This is a genomic window from Moorena sp. SIO4A1 (assembly GCF_010672065.1).
Taxonomy (GTDB): domain Bacteria; phylum Cyanobacteriota; class Cyanobacteriia; order Cyanobacteriales; family Coleofasciculaceae; genus Moorena.
The window spans coordinates 1-19,696 of the sequence record NZ_JAAHHX010000022.1; the positions used below are offsets into that span (position 1 = coordinate 1).

General features: G+C 44.7%; 14 protein-coding genes and 1 pseudogene. 10 read left to right on the forward strand and 5 right to left on the reverse strand.

The genetic code is table 11. The annotated features are described in order from the left end of the window. From F6K53_RS15980 to pyk, 5 genes and pseudogenes are all read left to right on the forward strand, one after another. The coding region (locus F6K53_RS15980; RefSeq protein WP_293081325.1) for a reverse transcriptase domain-containing protein at positions 1 to 472 on the forward strand (472 nt) is incomplete at its 5' end. Positions 473 to 566: 94 nt separating this feature from the next. Continuing rightward, positions 567 to 1,526 (forward strand): group II intron maturase-specific domain-containing protein, encoded by a 960-nt coding sequence (locus tag F6K53_RS15985; RefSeq protein WP_293081362.1) that lies wholly within the window; start codon positions 567 to 569, stop codon positions 1,524 to 1,526. 85 nt (positions 1,527 to 1,611) lie between these two features. Then, positions 1,612 to 1,917, forward strand: a pseudogene (locus F6K53_RS15990) (zinc ribbon domain-containing protein); the annotation flags it as partial. Between the two features lie 48 nt (positions 1,918 to 1,965). Next, a complete protein-coding gene (locus F6K53_RS15995; RefSeq protein ID WP_293069203.1) occupies positions 1,966 to 3,342 on the forward strand; it encodes a sorbosone dehydrogenase family protein in 1,377 nt (458 codons plus the stop codon). A gap of 522 nt (positions 3,343 to 3,864) precedes the next feature. Then, on the forward strand, positions 3,865 to 5,646 hold the full coding sequence (gene pyk / locus F6K53_RS16000) for a pyruvate kinase (RefSeq protein ID WP_293017263.1): 1,782 nt from the start codon (positions 3,865 to 3,867) through the stop codon (positions 5,644 to 5,646). 400 nt (positions 5,647 to 6,046) lie between these two features. On the opposite strand, the gene F6K53_RS16005 is transcribed toward pyk, so the two are convergent. Next, on the reverse strand, positions 6,047 to 6,595 hold the full coding sequence (locus F6K53_RS16005; RefSeq protein WP_293017262.1) for a hypothetical protein: 549 nt from the start codon (positions 6,593 to 6,595) through the stop codon (positions 6,047 to 6,049). Between the two features lie 377 nt (positions 6,596 to 6,972). Here F6K53_RS16005 and F6K53_RS16010 point away from each other — a divergent pair, with 377 nt between their 5' ends. From F6K53_RS16010 to tkt, 4 genes are all read left to right on the forward strand, one after another. Continuing rightward, on the forward strand, positions 6,973 to 7,107 hold the full coding sequence (locus F6K53_RS16010; RefSeq protein ID WP_293017261.1) for a hypothetical protein: 135 nt from the start codon (positions 6,973 to 6,975) through the stop codon (positions 7,105 to 7,107). 722 nt (positions 7,108 to 7,829) lie between these two features. Then, on the forward strand, positions 7,830 to 8,087 hold the full coding sequence (gene acpP, locus F6K53_RS16015; protein ID WP_293017260.1) for an acyl carrier protein: 258 nt from the start codon (positions 7,830 to 7,832) through the stop codon (positions 8,085 to 8,087). Positions 8,088 to 8,150: 63 nt separating this feature from the next. After that, entirely contained in the window at positions 8,151 to 9,419 is a 1,269-nt protein-coding gene (gene fabF, locus F6K53_RS16020; protein ID WP_293017357.1) for a beta-ketoacyl-ACP synthase II, read from the forward strand. 361 nt (positions 9,420 to 9,780) lie between these two features. Beyond that, positions 9,781 to 11,787, forward strand: a complete 2,007-nt coding sequence (gene tkt, locus F6K53_RS16025) for a transketolase (protein WP_293017259.1) — start codon at positions 9,781 to 9,783, stop codon at positions 11,785 to 11,787. A gap of 1,389 nt (positions 11,788 to 13,176) precedes the next feature. Here tkt and F6K53_RS16030 read toward each other — a convergent pair. Then, positions 13,177 to 13,404: a hypothetical protein gene (locus F6K53_RS16030; RefSeq protein WP_293017258.1), complete on the reverse strand. Its 228-nt coding sequence runs from the start codon at positions 13,402 to 13,404 to the stop codon at positions 13,177 to 13,179. A gap of 570 nt (positions 13,405 to 13,974) precedes the next feature. On the opposite strand from F6K53_RS16030, the gene sds reads away from it, so the two are divergent. Continuing rightward, positions 13,975 to 14,946: a solanesyl diphosphate synthase gene (gene sds / locus F6K53_RS16035; protein ID WP_293017256.1), complete on the forward strand. Its 972-nt coding sequence runs from the start codon at positions 13,975 to 13,977 to the stop codon at positions 14,944 to 14,946. Positions 14,947 to 15,217: 271 nt separating this feature from the next. Here sds and F6K53_RS16040 read toward each other — a convergent pair whose 3' ends face one another. The 3 genes from F6K53_RS16040 to F6K53_RS16050 form a co-directional block, all read right to left on the reverse strand. Further along, positions 15,218 to 15,382 carry a hypothetical protein gene (locus F6K53_RS16040; RefSeq protein WP_293017255.1) on the reverse strand — a complete coding sequence of 55 codons (165 nt, stop codon included), beginning with the start codon at positions 15,380 to 15,382 and terminating at the stop codon, positions 15,218 to 15,220. Between the two features lie 21 nt (positions 15,383 to 15,403). Next, positions 15,404 to 16,897, reverse strand: coding sequence for a cyclic nucleotide-binding domain-containing protein (locus F6K53_RS16045; RefSeq protein ID WP_293067157.1), 1,494 nt, complete (start codon positions 16,895 to 16,897; stop codon positions 15,404 to 15,406). 223 nt (positions 16,898 to 17,120) lie between these two features. Continuing rightward, the gene (locus F6K53_RS16050; protein WP_293081328.1) at positions 17,121 to 19,268 is read right to left on the reverse strand and encodes an adenylate/guanylate cyclase domain-containing protein; all 2,148 of its coding nucleotides are present in this window, start codon (positions 19,266 to 19,268) and stop codon (positions 17,121 to 17,123) included. Positions 19,269 to 19,696 lie beyond the last annotated feature (428 nt).

A 19,696-nucleotide genomic window follows, 5' to 3' on the forward strand; every position in this document is an offset into this window, starting at 1 on the left:
TGAAGTAAGCCCCACCAAGAGAGTCTATATACCTAAATCAAATGGGAAGAAAAGACCCTTAGGAATACCAACCATAAAAGACCGAATAGGTCAAGCCATAATAAAAATGGCATATGAACCAGTATTCGAGGTAAGCTTTGAACCCAATAGTTACGGATTCAGACCTGGAAGAAGCTGTCACGACGCCATCCAAGAAGTGTTCACTGGCCTCAAAAAGGGTAGCTCACACCACTGGGTTCTTGATGCAGATATTAAAGGAGCATTTGACAATATATCTCATGGCTTCATCATGGATAAATTGGAAGGACTACCGAAAAGAAGTCTAATCAAGAAATGGCTAAAATGTGGATACGTGGATAACAGGATATTCCATCCAACCAACTCAGGAACACCCCAAGGCGGAATCATCAGCCCACAAAAGCGCAAATATAGCCCTCGATGGACTCCAAGAAGTCATATCCGAAAAATGTAAGATAGATTACACAACTCGAAGTAGAGGGAAAACCATAAATAAGAAAAAGGAGGTAGATAAATACAGATTTGCTAGATACGCAGATGACTTCGTAATCACCAGCCAAACAAAAGAAAACCTGGAAGAAATAATCCCCAGAGTAGAAAAATGGCTAAGAAAAAGGGGGCTGGAACTCAACAGAGAAAAGACCAAAATCAGAAACATAATAGAAGAAGGTTTTTCCTTCCTGGGGTTCCAGATTCAACAAAGAAAGACAAAAACCCTGAGATTAGATAGCAAGAGGTACAAGAAGAAAGCACGAAAAATGCTTAAAAATCTAAAACCAAATGCTATAAGAATCCCGACCCCAAACGCCAAAATCAGGGAGGAAATATGCTATTCATGTATAATAACACCTGACAAGGAAGAAGTTAAGAGATTCTTAAAGGAAATTCGTAGCATACTCAAGAATGAAGCTAGGGCACTAAATACAGAAGATGTAATCAAAAAGCTAAATCCGAAGATTAGAGGATGGCTAAACTATTACAGATTCGTATGCTCCAAGAAAACATTCAACAATGTAAGGTATAAAATTCTCAATTCCATATACAGGTATCTAAAGAGACAACATCCAAAGAAAGCCTGGAAGTGGATTAAGAGGAAATACTTCAAAACCATTGACAAAGATACCTTGAACTTCTTCACCATATCAAGTGGAAAAAGAAAGAAAGAGGAAATCCTAGTCAACGCAGCCAAAGATGTACCTATTATCAGATTTGAAAAGGTAAAAGGAAACTCATCCCCCTTTGACCCTGACCTAAAAGAATATTGGAAGAAAAGGAAGACTAAATGGGGGAAGTCCAAATTTACCAAAGGTAGCAAATACGAAAAGGTATATATTCACCAAAAAGGGATATGTCCTATTTGCAATCTACCTATCGAACTCGATGATAACTTCGAGGTACATCATACCATACCTATCAAGCGAGGCGGAAACAGTGAAACTAAGAATCTACAGATTCTACATAGTCACTGTCACAAAGCCAAACATAAGAAGCTTCACCAGGATACCTGATTAGGCTTGAGCCGGATGAGTATGAAAGTCTCAAGTCCGGTTCTTAGGGGAGGGAGAGATGGTAACATTTCTCACCTTACCCGACTACTTTAAACGAGTAGACCCCCGTGGAACTAGTCAGACTTGCCCTGAGTGTCAGGCCACAGTGAAGAAAGATTTGAGCGTTAGAGAGCATAAATGTCCTGAATGCGGCTACACAGCCCACAGAGATCATGCAGCTGCTCAGGTGATTAGATGGCGAGGATTGGAATTAGTACCCGTGGACAATTCGGGAAATGGAAACCGCCTGTCAAATAGTCGATCTGTCGGGGGAGAAATCCTAGATAAGTGGCTTTGGGCAGGAATACCCGTTTGTGAAGATGGGAAGCCTACACTATACGCGAAGCGTTAGTGTAGGAGGATGTCACGATCAATCCCAAATCACCCTTTGGTCCTGACCATGAATTTCCCACGTTTCCTGATCCTGCAACTGCTGATGACTACGGTAGTAGCCTGTGCTTCAACCAGCACCTCAACTCAAGCACCTGCTGCACCGATTTTACAAAAGTCCTCGTCTGAGGAATCTCCCCAAATTGCTCAGGCACCTACACAAACAAATGCTTTATTGACAAAAACCCTAATCGATACCAAACCTCTGACACCCCAACCGATTAAAATTACCCTGAAGGATTTACCCCAACCCTTTGCTACTACTAGCGCCTCTCGACCTCCAAATGTGGTAGCAGTGCCATCCAACCCAAGCCTAAAAGTACCAGCGGGTTTCCAAGTGAACGTATTTGCTGATGGATTAGACCGTCCCCGCTGGCTAGCACTTACTCCCACTGGGGATATCTTGGTCACAGAAACTCGGGCAAATCGTATTCGTTTATTGCGCGACAGCAATGGTGATGGAGTTGCTGATGTCAAAAAAACCTTTGCTAGTGCTAGTAATGGGTTAAATATTCCCTTTGGCATGGCCTTTGCTGATCAATACTTCTTCTTGGGCAACACTAATGCTGTACTCCGCTTTCCCTACACAAAAGGTCAAGAGCAACTTACTGGCAAAGGTCAAAAAATTGCTGACCTTCCTGGTGGTGGCTACAACCAGCATTGGACCCGCAATGTGGTAGTATCTCCCAACCTAAACAAAATCTACGTCTCGATTGGTTCACGGTCTAATGTCGATAGGGAACCCCTACCCCGAGCATCGGTACAGGTGATGAACCTGGACGGCTCAAACCAACAGACCTTTGCCTATGGCTTACGTAATCCTGTCGGCCTAGACTTTCACCCAATTACTGGTGAACTTTACACTACTGTCAATGAACGAGATCTGATCGGAGATGACCTAGTTCCTGATTACTTCACCCGTATTCGCCAAGGGGAATTCTATGGTTGGCCCTATGCCTATTTAGCCCCCCATCTGATCGATCCCCGTCAAACCACCAATGGTCAAAGCATTAAACCTGAACTGGTTGCCCAAACCCGAACTCCCGATGTTTTATTCCAATCGCACTCAGCAGCACTAGGATTACAATTTTATGATGGACAGACCTTTCCAGAAAAGTATCGTAACGGTGCCTTTGTAGCGTTTCGTGGCTCTTGGAATCGTAACCGAGGCACCGGTTACAAGGTTGTCTTTGTTCCCTTTAAAACTGATAGACGACCATTAGGCTACTATGAAGATTTTCTGACTGGTTTTCTGATCGATTCCTCAGGACCAACCACCTGGGGACGTCCAGTTGGGTTGCTGGTGCTAAAAGATGGCAGTCTGCTCGTCACAGAAGAAGCCAACAACCGCATTTACCGGATCCAATACCGCAATAGTGACCCGTGAAGTCCCCTCGACTAAGCCAAAGGTGTAATCAGTGCTTCCTTTGTCGTTCCCTATGGCCTTAATGCACCCTTAGTTTTCGTGAACTGTTTGACTTTGCTTAAGTCTAATTCTTCCAATACTATCCAGGGGAAACGCAAGAATCAATAAGGCCGCATTATTATCAACAATATTGATATAAATATGCAATAGTCCTGAGAATTAAGGCTTATTATTGTCATAATCCTTACTCCATATCACATTTTGGCTCAATTTTTCTTGCGCTTACCCTGCAATACTATCTTATTGATTACGACTCGATTACGACAAAAATTTTTTGCCTGGAAATTCATCCCCCACTAACCGGACTTAGTGTAGATTGGGGAATGTTTACCGAATCTTATTAAACCTGGCTTGGTACTAATAACTAATGACTCATAACAAGTCTTTGTAAAGATATTTAGGAAAACTTAATATCAGACAAAAAACAGTAATGTGCCATGCTAAGGTGTTGTTCGGGAAACCAACCTAATCCCTTTCACGTTTATGCAATCGCCAAATTCCCTACGTCGGACAAAGATTGTTGCCACAATTGGCCCTGCGAGCAATAGCCCAGATGTTCTCAAGGCACTAATTCAAGCTGGTGCCACCACTTTACGACTTAACTTTTCCCATGGCACCCACGAAGACCATCAGCGCAATATTCGCCTGATTCGCCAGACGGCCTTTGAACTCAATCAGCCTGTAGCGATCCTGCAAGACTTGCAAGGACCGAAAATTCGCTTGGGGCGGTTTGAAAACGGTTCCATTGTTGTCAACAATGGCGATCGCTTCACCTTAACCAGCAAATCCATGGTTGGTAAACAGGAAATCAGTTCAGTTACCTACGAACCCCTAGCGGACGAAGTGCCTGCGGGAGCCACCATCCTATTAGATGATGGCAAAGTTGAGATGCGGGTAGATGAGGTAGACCGAGAGCAACGAGCCTTGCACTGTACCGTTACCGTCGGTGGACCCCTCTCAAATAACAAGGGAGTTAACTTCCCTGGTGTCTACCTATCCATCAAAGCTCTAACCGATAAAGACCGACGAGATTTAATGTTTGGTTTGGATCAAGGTGTGGATTGGGTAGCACTCTCCTTTGTTCGTAATCCTCAGGACATATTAGAAATCAAAGAACTGATTAACAGTGCTGGCAAGCAGGTACCCGTCGTTGCCAAAATTGAAAAGCATGAAGCCATTGAGCAAATGGAGGCAATTATCTCCCTGTGCGATGGGGTGATGGTTGCTAGGGGTGACTTAGGGGTAGAACTGCCAGCAGAGGATGTACCAATCTTACAAAAGCGACTGATTGCCTCAGCCAATCGACGGGGAATCCCAGTCATCACTGCCACTCAAATGTTGGACAGTATGGTTCACTCACCCCGACCAACTCGTGCAGAGGTTTCTGACGTAGCTAATGCTATCCTTGATGGCACTGATGCAGTCATGCTCTCTAACGAAACAGCTGTTGGTAAATACCCAGTAGAAGCTGTAAAGACCATGGGCACGGTTGCGGTGCGCATTGAGCAAGAACAGATTATCGGTAATGCTCGTGACACCAGCCGTTCCATTCCCAATGCTATATCCCAGGCAGTTGGTCACATTGCGGAGCAGTTAGACGCAGCAGCCATCATGACTCTGACCAAAACTGGTGCTACAGCACGGAATGTTTCTAAATTCCGACCCCAGACTCCCATATTAGCAGTAACACCCCATGTAGATGTGGCTCGACAACTCCAGCTAGTTTGGGGGGTCAGACCTTTGTTAGTCCTGGATTTACCCTCAACTGGTCAGACCTTCCAAGCCGCAATCAGCGTGGCTCAGGAAAAACAGCTTCTAACAGAAAGAGATTTGGTGGTCATGACGGCGGGGACAATCCAAGGTGTGGCTGGGTCAACAGACTTAATTAAAGTAGAGTTAGTCAAAGCAGTTTTGGGTCAGGGAGTTGGTATTGGTCAGGGATCAGTAAGTGGTGTTGCTCGGGTGGCTGACACTGATGGTGATCTACCTAACTTCAACCACGGAGAAATCCTAGTCGCTCCTTCCACCAATGCCAAATTTGTGGAAGTTATTCGCAAGGCAGCAGGAATTATCACTGAGGAAGATAGTATAACTAGCCATGCAGCAGTGATTGGCTTACGCTTGGGTGTGCCAGTAATTGTGGGGGTAAAGAATGCGACCCAATTGATTCGGGATGGGGCAATTTTGACTCTGGACACACAGCGGGGTTTAGTTTATTCTGGTACCCTTGGGGCTAGCCCCACTGACGGGTTACTAATGACTTGAATAAATTATACCCATCACCTATACCCATCACCATTGTGTATTTTGTCTTGGCTATTGCCTGGTTTTTCTGTGTATGCTCAAGGGTCACTTAACTATCAAATGTGTTGTGGTACTATTCGGCTACTAAATTAACCTGGTAGAGTCAATAATTAGAAATTAGTAAGTGGTAAGATTAAGTCCGGTTAATCACTTATAAAATGGTTGATCCTATGCCCATGACTTGTTAATTGTTAATTGTTAATTGTTAATTGTTGATTGACCATTTTCAATTTTCAATTTTCAATTAACTAAAACCCCAGAATGATAAGTAGTCAACCGGACACGATATTACTCATGACCGTCACTGTCCTGCTTTAAGCTTGTAGAGTGATCAAAATTTATCATCAACACATCTTGGTTTTTACATCTTTAGTGCTTCAATTTCAGTGAGTAGGGATTGAGTTTCAAGATGCTTCTGTCTCAGTTTCCCTGCCAAGATACTTTTTTGCTGCTTTAGTTGTTGTTTTTCCATAGTCAGGCATTGATTTTCTGCCCTCTCCAATTCAAGTTGCTTTTCTAAGCATGCTTTATCCCATGCCAATTGTTTGTTTTGTCTTAGGAGTGATTTAACTTCCGTCTTGACTTGGTTTAGCTCCACAATTATTCCTTTGGTTTTCTGTACCATCAACTCCCAGGCTTGATAATCCCAATTTGAAGTTTCTACTCCCCCATCAAGCTCTTCAAGAAAAGCCTGCTTTTCCAGCTCCAGCTGTTCAACCCTCTCTTGGAGTGAGACATTTTTTTTATGCAACCTCCTTAAGGAGTTATTAACTACAATAAACTTATTGATTATCCCGATGATTTGCTGATGACTTTCTTTAAGTTCATAGTCCAGCCACTTGATTTTATCATTAGCCAAATTTAGATCTTGTTCAATGGCTTCATAGTTATTGAAAATAAAAAAAAACAATAAATTAATAAATTTTGGATTTGATGGCTATCTTTGATAGTATTGTTTTTGGTTGGATAATCATAAATTGCCAATAAAAACCAGCTGAATAACCAAAAAATAATACTTGAATTCATGAGACTTTCCTTGTTAAGTGATTACATCAATTTTAGGATCAACTTGACCTAGCACGACAACCGTGTAAATACATAATTGAGCTAACTGAGCTAACTCATTCCAAAACTGATCTTACGAGGAATTTCACCGAAGTCGTGTATTTTGAAAAGCTCATCTTGATCAAACAAAAATTTTTTACTGCTGCCCTTTTAGTAGGGATTGGTTAGTTAGCCCATCAACTAATATCAACTCTGCTTGAATACCCATAATTAAGGAGAGCGTTGGAAGGGTGGGGAGGGTGGGAACCCACCCCTAACCCCTCCCAGGAGGGGAAGATGGGGAGATGGGGAGATGGGAACCCACCCCTAACCCCTCCCAGGAGGGGAAGATGGGGAGATAGGGGAGATTTTTATTAAGGGTAATTATCCTGAAATGATATAGTACCAATTCTTCAAAGTAGGACTACAGATGCAGATGGTCAGATGGTCAGATAGTCAGATCCAATGAATGTGTAGTCGTGTGAGCAGTAATAATTGTAAGAATTGGTATAATTATGTATTCAGTATTCATACCGATACTGTCGGCGCGATGGCTGCGATCGCAACTCCGTCAAACCCAAAGGAAGGCTTGATAAATCAGCTTCCCGCTAATCACGGCTTTTTGTAAAGTTTTGTTTGATTAGCTTGACAAAAATACAAAAAAACTTCAAATTTACAAGATCGACCATCGTGAATTAACAGGGTTAGCTCGGATGCCAGAAACTCAAATTCCAAGGGACGATGTTGAAATTATGTCCATGAAGCTCTAAAGTTTGGCTGGGTCAAGTCTCGGAAGGCAACGGTCATGTGAGGAGAAAAGGAGCGGTTTTTTGAGGTTTGGTGTACAATTCCTAAGGATGTCTCTTGGGTTACCATCAAATGTTGTGGAAACTAAGCAGTTCTGGGGTCTTGAGCAAATTAATATAGATGACACGGGGGACAAAGGCACCAAAGCCGAGGATTAAGGGAAGTGGGGTCAGGCTCTGAAGCCTTATTACCTACCTACAAGATGAGACCTCTTTCGGATAAGATCAGAAAACCCATAAAATCAGTAAGTAGTACTTGAGAGGTTCTAGCTAAAAAGGCTGAGGAATATTTATATGAGCGACATTTTCGAGAAAGTTCAGGGAATCGTTTCAGAACAGTTGGACGTTGAGGCGAGCGAGGTTACCCCAGAAGCCAACTTTGCCAACGATCTGGGCGCTGACTCCCTAGACACAGTTGAACTGGTGATGGCGTTAGAAGAAGCTTTCGACATCGAAATCCCTGATGAAGCGGCGGAAAAGATCGACACTGTTCAAAAGGCTGTGGATTACATTGGGGAAAAAGCAGGAGCAGGAGCAGAAACTCCAGCTTAATCAGCCTGATTTATTACCGCAAGTTCTGCGTTCACGGTCGATAAGCCTAGTTTTAATGGCATGATGACAAACTTTGATAAAAAACGGGTCGTTGTTACAGGTCTCGGTGCAATTACGCCAATAGGCAACACGGTGGCTGAGTACTGGGGAGGGTTGTTAAACGGACGCAATGGTATTGGTTTAATTTCCTTATTTGATGCCTCCAAGCACGCTTGTCGTATTGCTGGTGAGGTTAAGGGCTTTGATCCCCATGACTACATGAAGAGTAAGGAAGCAAAGCGTATGGACCGCTTTGCTCAATTGGCGGTTTCTGCCAGTAAGCAAGCATTAGCTGATGCCCAGTTTGAGATCAATGACCTGAACGCAGAACAGGTCGGTGTAATGATTGGCACTGGTATCGGTGGTCTCAAGGTACTGGAAGACCAGGAAACAGTTCTTATTAAACGTGGACCTGACCGCTGTAGTCCTTTTATGATCCCGATGATGATTGCTAACATGGCAGCTGGTCAGACAGGAATTCATACGGGAGCGAAGGGACCCAATAGTTGCCCAGTTACTGCTTGTGCCGCAGGGTCTAATGCCGTAGGTGATGCGTTTCGCTTAATCCAGCGAGGCTATGCCCAAGCCATGATTTGTGGCGGTGCTGAAGCGGCGGTGACTCCCCTAGCAATGGCGGGTTTTGCATCAGCACGAGCTTTATCTACTCGTAACGATACTCCTGAGTCAGCTTGCTGTCCTTTTGATATCGCTCGCAATGGCTTCGTGATGGGAGAAGGTTCTGGGATTCTGATCCTAGAGGAACTAGAACACGCCCTCAGTCGTGGAGCAAAAATTTATGCCGAAATCGTTGGCTATGCCATGACCTGTGATGCCCATCACATCACATCCCCTGTACCAGGTGGCGAAGGAGCAGCCAGGGCTATAGCACTGACGATGAAGGATGCTGGTTTGACGGCCGAACAGGTTAGCTACATCAATGCCCACGGGACTAGTACAGTTGCCAATGATAAAACTGAAACAGCAGCGATTAAAAAAGCTTTAGGAGACCATGCCTATAAAGTAGCAATTAGCTCCACCAAATCCATGACAGGTCATTTGTTGGGAGGGTCTGGTGGCATTGAAGCAGTGGCTTCAGTGATGGCAATTGCCCATGACCAGATTCCACCAACGATAAATTTGAACAACCCAGACCCTGAATGTGATTTGGATTACGTACCCAATTATAGTCGCCAGCAGATGGTAGAAGTAGTGCTATCCAATTCCTTTGGGTTCGGCGGTCATAATGTAACCCTAGCCTTCAAAAAATACCGGGAAAGTGGGAATAAAGTTTGAACCGTTAACGGCTTACTCCGTAGGAGAACCAAAAGGGTAGCCTTGAGCTTATGGTGGGCATTGGGTGAAGGTAGGTCAAGGAAAAAACTACTAGTTCCAACTACTAGTTAATGATAGTTACTGAGTAACCCATATTCCCAGGCTTTATGGATTGTTTTCATCCTTGATGCTTCATCCTACCCTACAAGGGAAGCTATCCGGCGAACATCCTTCATGCTGAGCCAATCCCTATCTCTTGCTGATTGATCCCGGTAATGGGATTATGAGAAAGTACCTTTGGGTCAACCGAGAGCCACCCTTGTTTGAACTCAGACAAATTCTTGTTAGACCATAGTACACACATATCCATTAAACAGAAATTATGGCCGTTGCAACCCAGTCTCTCGAAGAACTTTGCATCAATTCCATCCGCTTCTTGGCGATTGATGCTGTAGAAAAGGCCAAGTCTGGTCATCCTGGGCTGCCCATGGGGGCGGCTCCTATGGCATTCGTGCTTTGGGACCGTTTTATGCGGTATAACCCCAAAAATCCCAATTGGTTCAACCGCGATCGCTTCGTCTTGTCGGCTGGTCATGGCTGTATGTTGCAATACGCCTTACTTTACCTAACTGGCTATGATGGTGTAACCATAGACGATCTTCAGCAGTTCCGCCAGTGGGAATCGGTCACACCTGGACACCCAGAAAACTTTGAAACCGATGGGGTTGAAGTAACTACTGGTCCATTGGGACAGGGAATTGCCAATGGTGTGGGTTTGGCAATGGCAGAAGCTCACTTAGCTGCTAGGTTCAACAAACCGGATGCTACGATTGTCGATCATTACACCTACGTCATCCTTGGTGATGGTTGCAACATGGAAGGGGTGTCTGGTGAAGCCTGTTCTTTAGCGGGTCACCTAGGACTTGGTAAACTCATCGCCCTCTACGATGACAACCATATTTCCATCGACGGCTCTACTGACTTAGCCTTTACTGAAGATGTGGGTAAGCGCTTTGAAGCCTATGGCTGGCACGTCAAACATGTAGAGAGTGGTAACACTGACCTCGAAGCTATCAATGATGCCATAGCAGCAGCCAAAGCCGTAACAGATAAGCCGTCTTTGATTAAGGTAACCACCACCATTGGCTATGGTTCTCCTAACAAAGCCAATTCACATGCTGTCCATGGTGCAGCTTTAGGTGGGGATGAAGTGGAGGCCACTCGCAAACACCTGGGATGGGAATATGAACCCTTTGTAGTTCCAGATGATGCTCTCAATCATTTCCGCAAAGCAGTGGAACGCGGTACGGAAGCGGAAGCTGCCTGGAATCAAACCCTAGAAGATTACAAAGCAAAGTATCCTGAACAAGCAGCAGAATTTGAGCAAATTACCAGTGGCCAACTCCCGGAAGGATGGGAAAAAGCCCTTCCCACCTACACGCCGGAAGACAAGGGAGTAGCAACCCGTAAACATTCTCAAGCCACTCTCAATGCACTTGCTCCCGTACTGCCTCAATTGATTGGTGGTTCCGCTGACCTCGCTCCCTCCAATCTCACTTTATTGAACATATCTGGGGATTTCCAGAAAGGGCAATATGAAAACCGGAACCTACGCTTTGGCGTCCGGGAACATGGTATGGGAGCGATTTGCAATGGCATTGCCCTTCACAACTCTGGCTTGATTCCCTATGGAGCCACCTTCCTGATTTTCACCGACTATATGCGGGCAGCAATTCGCCTGTCGGCTCTATCAGAAGCTGGGGTAATTTGGGTAATGACCCACGACTCGGTAGCCTTAGGTGAAGATGGTCCGACACACCAACCGGTTGAAACCATTGCTTCCCTAAGGACTATACCAAATCTGGTAGTCCTTCGACCTGCTGATGGCAACGAAACCTCTGGGGCTTATAAGGTAGCTATTGAGCGTCGTAATGCTCCAACTCTCCTCGCCTTTACCCGACAAGGTTTACCTAACCTAGCTGGTAGTTCCATTGAAGCCGCGACCAAAGGGGCTTACGTCCTCTCTGACAGCGATGGCACTCCTGACATTATCCTGATTGGTACTGGTAGCGAAGTGTCACTGTGTGTCCAAGGGGCTGAGCAGTTGCGAGAGGAAGGGAAGAAAGTCCGTGTTGTCTCCATGCCAAGCTGGGAACTTTTTGAAGCCCAGGATGAAGCCTATCGGGAATCCGTCTTGCCCAAAGCAGTTACCAAGCGCCTCGCGGTCGAAGCTGGTGTCAGCTTTGGTTGGTGCCGTTACTTGGGTAGCGAGGGTGATATGATTAGCATTGATCGCTTTGGTGTTTCTGCTCCCGGTGGCGTCGCTATGGCGAAGTTTGGTTACACGGTTGAGAATGTAGTCGCTAAAGCCAAAGCCTTGTTGGGATAATTAACCCAATATAATCCCTAATTCTACCTAACTCAGCTAGGGGAAACATTTCCCTGGTCATGGGAAGGCCAGAATAATGCTTGTTCTAGTGGCAGAGGGAAAAAGGGAGAGGAGAAACTCTCCCTTACCTCGACCACCACCAGGGCTGTTGGGTTTACCGTTCCCCCCCCAGATCAGCAATTCTAGGGCTTGATCAACTTGATCAAAAAAGTTGGCTTGGGTTACTCCCTCAGGCCTTAGCCAAGCAAGCAGGCTTTGACACTCCCCGGTCTAAAGACGCGGGGATTCTTAGTTCAACGAGCTGCCTTAAACCGCTATATCTTAATCATTGACGCCGCCAAAAATTAAGCAGTACCTGAACCAAAAACCCGTCAAGACTAAGAGTTCAGTTCAGTTTATAGCAGACCCAGCGGGCAATTCTCCCTAAGCGCTTGGCTACTTATTAGGAGTGCCTTAAGAAGTCCGTTTCCTCCCTTTTCGCCTGGTTTCGGTGTGCCGGAGACCAAACCTGATCAGAGGGTCGCCTTAATAAAAAAGTTTTAACCCTTTTATGCATAGCCTGTAACCGTTGGTGTGTGAACCCGAGCATTGCACATTTTGATAAAAAACACGGTACGGTGGGGTTAGAAGTTACCGTAATCAGAGGGTCGCCTTTAAGGGTTAATTGATGATTGGGTTTTTAAAGAGGACTTTCCCTACCCTCCGGGCATTACTACTTTTAGGTCATGCAGTGACGGGTCTGGGACCCGGTTGCGTCAAGGCCAAAGGCCACGCGGGGCGCGTTCGGTTTTTCAGCCTGTACCCTATACTTGAATGGTACTATAGCGCTATACAACTGTCAACACTTTTAGGTTCGAGATTCTTTACGGGCGGCTTTAGCCGCTATTCGCTTTCATCCCGGAGACGAAACCTGATCAGAGGGTCGCCTTACTACAAAGTTTTAAACCTTTTCTGCATAGCCCACTCACCCATAAAGGCGACCCTCTGATTGGGGTAACTTCTGACCCGCTCGCTTTGTGACGGGGTTTTCAGCGTTTAGATGCTGATAAAATTTGTGGAATTGGTTTGTGTAGCCCAAGACTAAATGCCCCCTTAGGCCATTAGCCAAAAGGGGGAAAGCCTGACTTGACCTTTTTGGCAACGTCAGTCCTGATGACGGCAACCTTGTATATTGGAGTATCGCTAAGATATACTTAGATCTACTTGATCATTAGCCCGTAGACCATGACCTGTCAAAATCTCATAGCCAAACAGATAAACACAGACAGTGGTCAGAACTATTTGCGTCTATCTGTTTTTGGGACAACTCAAAATCTATTTAGACAATCTGGTACTCATTGCGCCAGGTTTAAAGACTCTTCCTACCCAAGCAGATGAATAGGCCATGGGTTATGCTCGAGGAGATTCACTTTGAGACCTTTGAGACCATCCCTTAACCTGGTTGACCTCGGATGCCGACTCAGTTGGCACACGAGTAGCCAAGGCATTTTTAATGGGATTAGCAAAGTACCTTGGAGAACTTTGAACACGCTGGGCTAGTGTTAACAGCACATAGATGGTGATTAAGTAGCCAGTAGCTAGCAGGGGGATCATTAACGACATATCAATGTATAACATAAGAGTGAACAAGAGACAGATAGATGCAACGTTCTATAGAAATCTGCTGCAAAGCCATCCTAAAACCCTATAGTTCTAGGATATGGTTGCGGATAAAAGGTATGGGATACAGGTGTTTAATTCAGTTGACCGTAACCACCCTCGCCTAGCTAACTCCTGATCTTAAGGTGAGAATCATCTCAACTCAGGCTCCCGATTAGGCAACTTTTGGTGGTTATGTCTGGTTGACAAGTTTACTCAGTATCTATACTGAGATATAGACGGGATAGAAAGGCTTGTCTTGCCTAAGCCAACTTCTGTGCTATGGTGGGATCACCGAATTTAACTCTCCCCTTACCACATTTGGAATTCAGTATGTTAAATCTTTCAAACCCTCAATTATCAGGATAGCACAAAAATCCTGGGTAGCCATGCCGAGATCGCTACAGACTTAACAAGTCTATACAATTCCTCAGATTTCCTTCCAGTTCTGCCATAAACTCAACAAAATTTTCCGATCGGGGACGGTTAGCTTAGAATTAAGAAAGAAATATGTAAACTTTCGTAACTAACTTCTGAGTCGGCTGATCCATGACCTCAGTGACCTCCCTTTTTGCTTCCGTAGAAGCAGATCTGTATCTATTGAGTGAAAACTTAAAAAACCTGATTGGTGCCAGTCACCCAATCTTATACGCTGCAGCTGAACACTTATTCGGAGCTGGGGGAAAGCGGTTACGACCAGCCATTGTATTGTTGGTCTCACGGGCAACGATAACCAACTGCAAGATTACCCCACGTCATCGACGTCTAGCAGAAATTACTGAGATGATTCACACCGCTTCTCTGGTCCATGATGACGTGATAGATGAGTCAGAGGTACGCCGCACCGTACCCACTGTTAATAGCTTGTTCAATAACCGAATCGCTGTGCTAGCTGGTGACTTTCTGTTTGGTCAATCAGCTTGGTATCTGGCTAATCTCGATAACTTAGAGGTAGTTAAGCTGCTCTCTGAAGTGATTAAAGATATGGCAGAGGGAGAAATCCAACAAGGACTGAGTCGATTTGACACCACGACAACTATAGAAGGCTACTTGGCAAAGACTTATAACAAAACAGCTTCACTGATGGCTAATAGTGCTAAAGCAGCAGGATGCCTAAGTGGTGTTTCAGATCAGGTAGCCGACAATTTATATCACTATGGACGTAATTTGGGGTTGGCGTTTCAGATTGTAGATGATATTCTAGACTTTACAGCTTCCACAGATGTGTTAGGTAAGCCCGCAGGGTCAGATTTAGTTAGTGGAAACCTCACAGCACCAGTTTTATTTGCCCTCGAAGAAAAACCCTACCTAGAGGTGCTCATAGAGCGAGAGTTTGCCCAGCCGGAGGATAAAGAACAAGCCTTGGCACTGGTCAGGGATAGTAAAGGAATTAAGCGATCGCGGGAAATGGCTGCCAAATATGCTAAGGCAGCAGTTAAGAATATATCAGTGTTGAAACCCTCAGAATCGAAGCAAGCTCTGATTGATCTGAGCGACTATGTCTTGAGTCGCTTATACTAGAACCTTGGGTATACTAGAACCTTGGGGATTGTACTCTAAGCATGGCTTGGCATAGGTAATCGGTAATGGATAATCGGTAATGGCTCAGGAGTAATGACAATTACCAATTATCTTTTTCCTGAATACTAATGCTGAAAATACTGATGCTGTGTAGGTACGCACTTTTAGTGCTGAAGTCCAGATAAACCTGATTTATGCAATCAGTAACAATCACTAAGATAGCGCACGATCGCACTGGTGTTCCCCCGATTACACTACCACTGGCTCCACCTTATAGGCAATACCGTCCCCCTGTGTAGCTTTTGCGAACGCGCCCCGCGTGGCCATTCGCGCAGCGTGGCCCAAAGGCCAAGGCCAATCCCATGGCATTACAGTTGCGAACGCGCCCCGCGTGGCCATTCGCGCAGCGTGGCCCAAAGGCCAAGGCCAATCCCATGATGGTTGATTGATAGTCAACTTAACCTTGACTTGATAACTCGGCACCATTACTGGATGCAAGATTGGCTTGTTTCACCTCATCTATCGCTTTTCGTCGTGCTTCGATAATTTGACCGATTTCACGGGCGAGACTTGGTGTGCTTTCTATCATCTGATTAACCAGATCTGAATAAAGCGCAATAGTTTGTAAATCTTCCACAACGGTAACGGATACGGAGCTTGGTTTGCCGCTAAACAGTGCCATTTCCCCAAAAAACTCACCACTTGACAGAGTCATCATCTCCTGTTGTTCACCATAACTATCTTTGACGGTGATTACAGCTTTCCCAGCAATAATAATGTACAAAGCATGACCAGGATCCCCTTGACGAATCACTGTTTCTCCCACACCGAAATGTTGTAGGACTGCTCCTTTCGAGAAATTCTCCAAGTTCTTTTGCTGTTTAGCTACAGGAACAAAGACAGGTATTGACTTCAGGCTCTCGGTAAACTTCGTCAAAGTGCTATCTGCCTGATTAGGTTCACTATCGAGTTTACGGAGTCTATAGATCGGAATGGTAGGTCCAAGATTGTTGCGTTGGGCTGCATACCAGATACGGGTCATCAACTGTTCACGGATTTTGGGGGCATCCTGATAGTCTTCGATACAAAACCTAACCTCATAGTTACCGCGATAGTCGTTATATTCCATGGTGCGGATCTCTGGGGAAGGATCACTCAATATCCCTTCTGTGGCCAGTGCTGTTTCTTTTAGTACTTGCTTAATTAGGTTGGGTGGATCATCACTGTCGAAGTCAATCCTAAAGGTTTCTACATGAATCCGTTTCGGTTTGCTGTAATTGAGGACTATTTCTCCCCCAAGTACCCGATGGGGAATAATAATCATGTCCCCTGTGCGGGTTAACAGGTGAACAGCTCGCCAATTCATATCAATGACCTGACCAACTTTGTCTCCCATCTGCAACCAATCACCGACTTCAAAGGGACGAGCGAACAGTAGGGTAATGCCAGAAAAGATGCTGCCCAGAGAGTCCTGAAGTGCCAAGCCGATAACAATAGAACCCACACCCAAGGCAGTAGCTAGACCAGCGAGGTCGGCTCCCCACACTCTCGATAGCACAATGGCACCACCAAGGGCTACCAAAAAAAATCTTGACAAATCTAGGAGTAGTTTTGGGATCCGTCCTCGCCATGTATTTTCCCCAGCGGCTTCAAACAAAACCGAATTGATTAGAGACAGAGAGGCGTCTATAACAAAGAACCACACCAGGGTCTCGACAAGCTTGACAAGATTGTTATCCAGGTCTAACTCAAGCACATTCTGGATAAATAGCAGGAATACTAAGACCGGTAGGACACGGTTACGAACTAGAAAGAGTGTAGCTGCTAGAGGCTGACCGCGTCTTTGTAAACGATGAGTAATTTCTGTGAGAATAATTACCAGGAACGGAAACCCTATCCCTAAGGCTATTGCCCAGATAAACCAATCGTTTTCCCATATTACTTTGCTCATCAAAACAATCTCCTTGTCCCGTTCTTTTACGATCCCTTGAACAAGAGGGTTAACCCTCTAAAAAAGTTTTCATCCCCCACGGGATAATGCTCGCGCGGTGGTTTTTAATTTCGTGTATTATGCTAATCTTAAAAGAATGCAATCACGTATAGTTTGGTCAGTTACCAATTCCCCATTACCCTTGGGTCTTTAATAATTGGAAAAAACTGGGCAAAGCCGATGTCTACACTGTTGAAGCTACTAATTCCTGTGCAGTTCTTAACAACCAAGCTTTCGGCTGATTTTTACCATTAGTTGTGATGTCCTCAGCCTGCTCAAAGTCGTAAATATCATGGAGACTGTTGTAGACATTTTGAGACACTAATATAGCTCCCCGTGGGCAGTCAAACATTAGCTTATTGGCAACATTTACTGTATCGCCCCAAACGTCGTATACAACTTTTTCTCGACCTACAATGCCAGCAACAATATCTCCGGAATGGATACCGATTTCAAGGTCTATATCAAATCCTCGCTCATGACTGAATCGGTGGGTCAATGCTAGTATTTCTAAGCCAAAATCTACTGCCCGTTTTTGATGGTCTAGATGTAAGATTGATAATCCACAGACTGCCATGTAATTGTCCCCAATGGTTTTAATCTTCTCTATTCCGTATTTGGCGGTGGCTTGATCGAACAGACTTACTATATCATTAAGAATGGCAATGATTTCATGGGTATCCATAGACCTAGAGAGCTTGCAGAATCCAGCAATGTCGCAGAACAAAACCGTAACATTGGAAACACTATCAGCAATGTTTGTCTCTCCCCGTTTCAGACGTTTGGCTACGGAGTCTGGAAATACACTTGTCAGTAACTTTTCATTTTCGCGATTTTTCTCCTCGACCAGTTTAGTTTGAGTGCGTAAGCTGCCAACCATTTGATTAAATGACTCAGCTAACTCCCCAAATTCGTCTTCCGAGTCTAGATTCACAACCGCATCAACTTGTCCATCCCTGACTTTTCGGGCGCTAGCAATTAAAGTTCTTACTGGTTGGACAAACACATGGGCGAGCCCCATAGCAACTAGGGTGATCAGCAGTATGAGCAAAGCAGCTGAAACCAAAACTCTCTTTTGAAAAGCGTAAACTGGGGCATAGGCTTCGGTAAGAGCCATCTGGGAGACGATCACCCACTCCAATCCGTCGATGTTTAAGGGAGCGTAGGAACTCAAAACTTCAATACCCCGATAATCATCCATAATCTGGGTGCCTTCTTGCCCAGCTAAGGCTGCTTTTACAGCTTCTGTCTTGACTGGCTGTTGAAGAATTGATGTACCGAACTGCTCGATTCGCTTCAGGATCTGTTCCTTTACACCATGTTCTCGCAAGTCTTTACTATATTTTGTCGGGTCTTGAATTAGGAAACGGGAAACTGATCGCATCAGATAATCTTCTCCGACTAGATAGATCTCTCCTGTATCCCCCAGACCATTACTCTTCCATTTACGGTAACCTGTCATGACATTGTTAATCTGATTAACCGGAAGCTGGAATGCCAAAACACCTATAAATTGGGAGCCGTCATAGATGGGAGCAGCAATAAATGCTACTGGGGCTCCAAAAGAAGGACGGTAGGAATCAAAATCAAAGATCTGCACATAATCCTTTCCCTTGGCTTTTCGGAGGTCGCCTAAGGCGAAAGCCAAGTTACTATCACTGTATGGTCCAGTAGTGAGACTGGTGCCAAAGTCAGTTTCTTTAAAAACTGAGTAGACAATCTCACCGGTTTTAGGATCAATCAGCAACATATCCCGGTAACCAAACTTTTCAACAATATTGCGTAAAATCGGGTGGTAGCGGGCGTGAATACTACTGTACTCACTTTTGTCTTCTGGATCATCGAGGAGATGTTTCTCCCCAGCTGGGTTGGGGTTAGTAGCGATGTAATAGTACTGGAGGTAACGAGCCGCAGAGGTTTCTGGTAAGTAAGATTCTAATACAGGTTTGCCGTCACTAGTTTCCGCTAGTTTGGTCAAAAATTCCTTACGGTAGTATTTCTTGAGGGTGTCCTCTAAATTAGTTGGTGTATCATTTGGTGTCCTAGATTGCTGCAGTTGGTTGTAGGCTGTCTTAAATTCCTGCATCGCCTCGACCACCATTAAGTTTTCACTTAGGGTCTGGGTTTGATAACGAATATCTTCAAAGTATGATTCTATTTGATCTGCTTTGGAAGCTCGTAGACTGGTTAACTGGTTTGATACTGTTTTGCTCAGATGAGACTGACCACTCCGATAACCGATATAAGCAGTCACGAACAGCGAGCAAGTGCTCAGAGCCAGCAACATAAATATAAGTTTTGACCTGATACTGAAATTGTTGAGAAATCCCATGAACAGCCTTCCTAAACCCGAATTGTGAATGGTGATACGTGTTACCTTGTGTTATCGTCAATTGCCTCACTCCACACCTGAGAGGCTATGGAATTTGATCTACTTTCTTCCTGCTCAGGAGTAGGTAAAGACTTCGATAACAAAACCCTTAGAATGTACGCAGTTGGAATCTTGGGTTGATATTAAGCTATGAATGGATATTATCTATGGGGGGTTAAACCCCGTAAACTGGCGATAATTGACCATAAATTGAATAGGACTTACGCAAAACTGGCCTCTAAACGCGCTTATGGTGTAGCGTTATTAACGCACCCTACAGGGATATAATGCTTTAGTTTATTTATACGTAATAACTTCAGTTGAAAAAAGTTCGCGGCAAGCACCAGCGAACTCTCGGTCAACTAAGTATTTTTACTCGGATTATATTA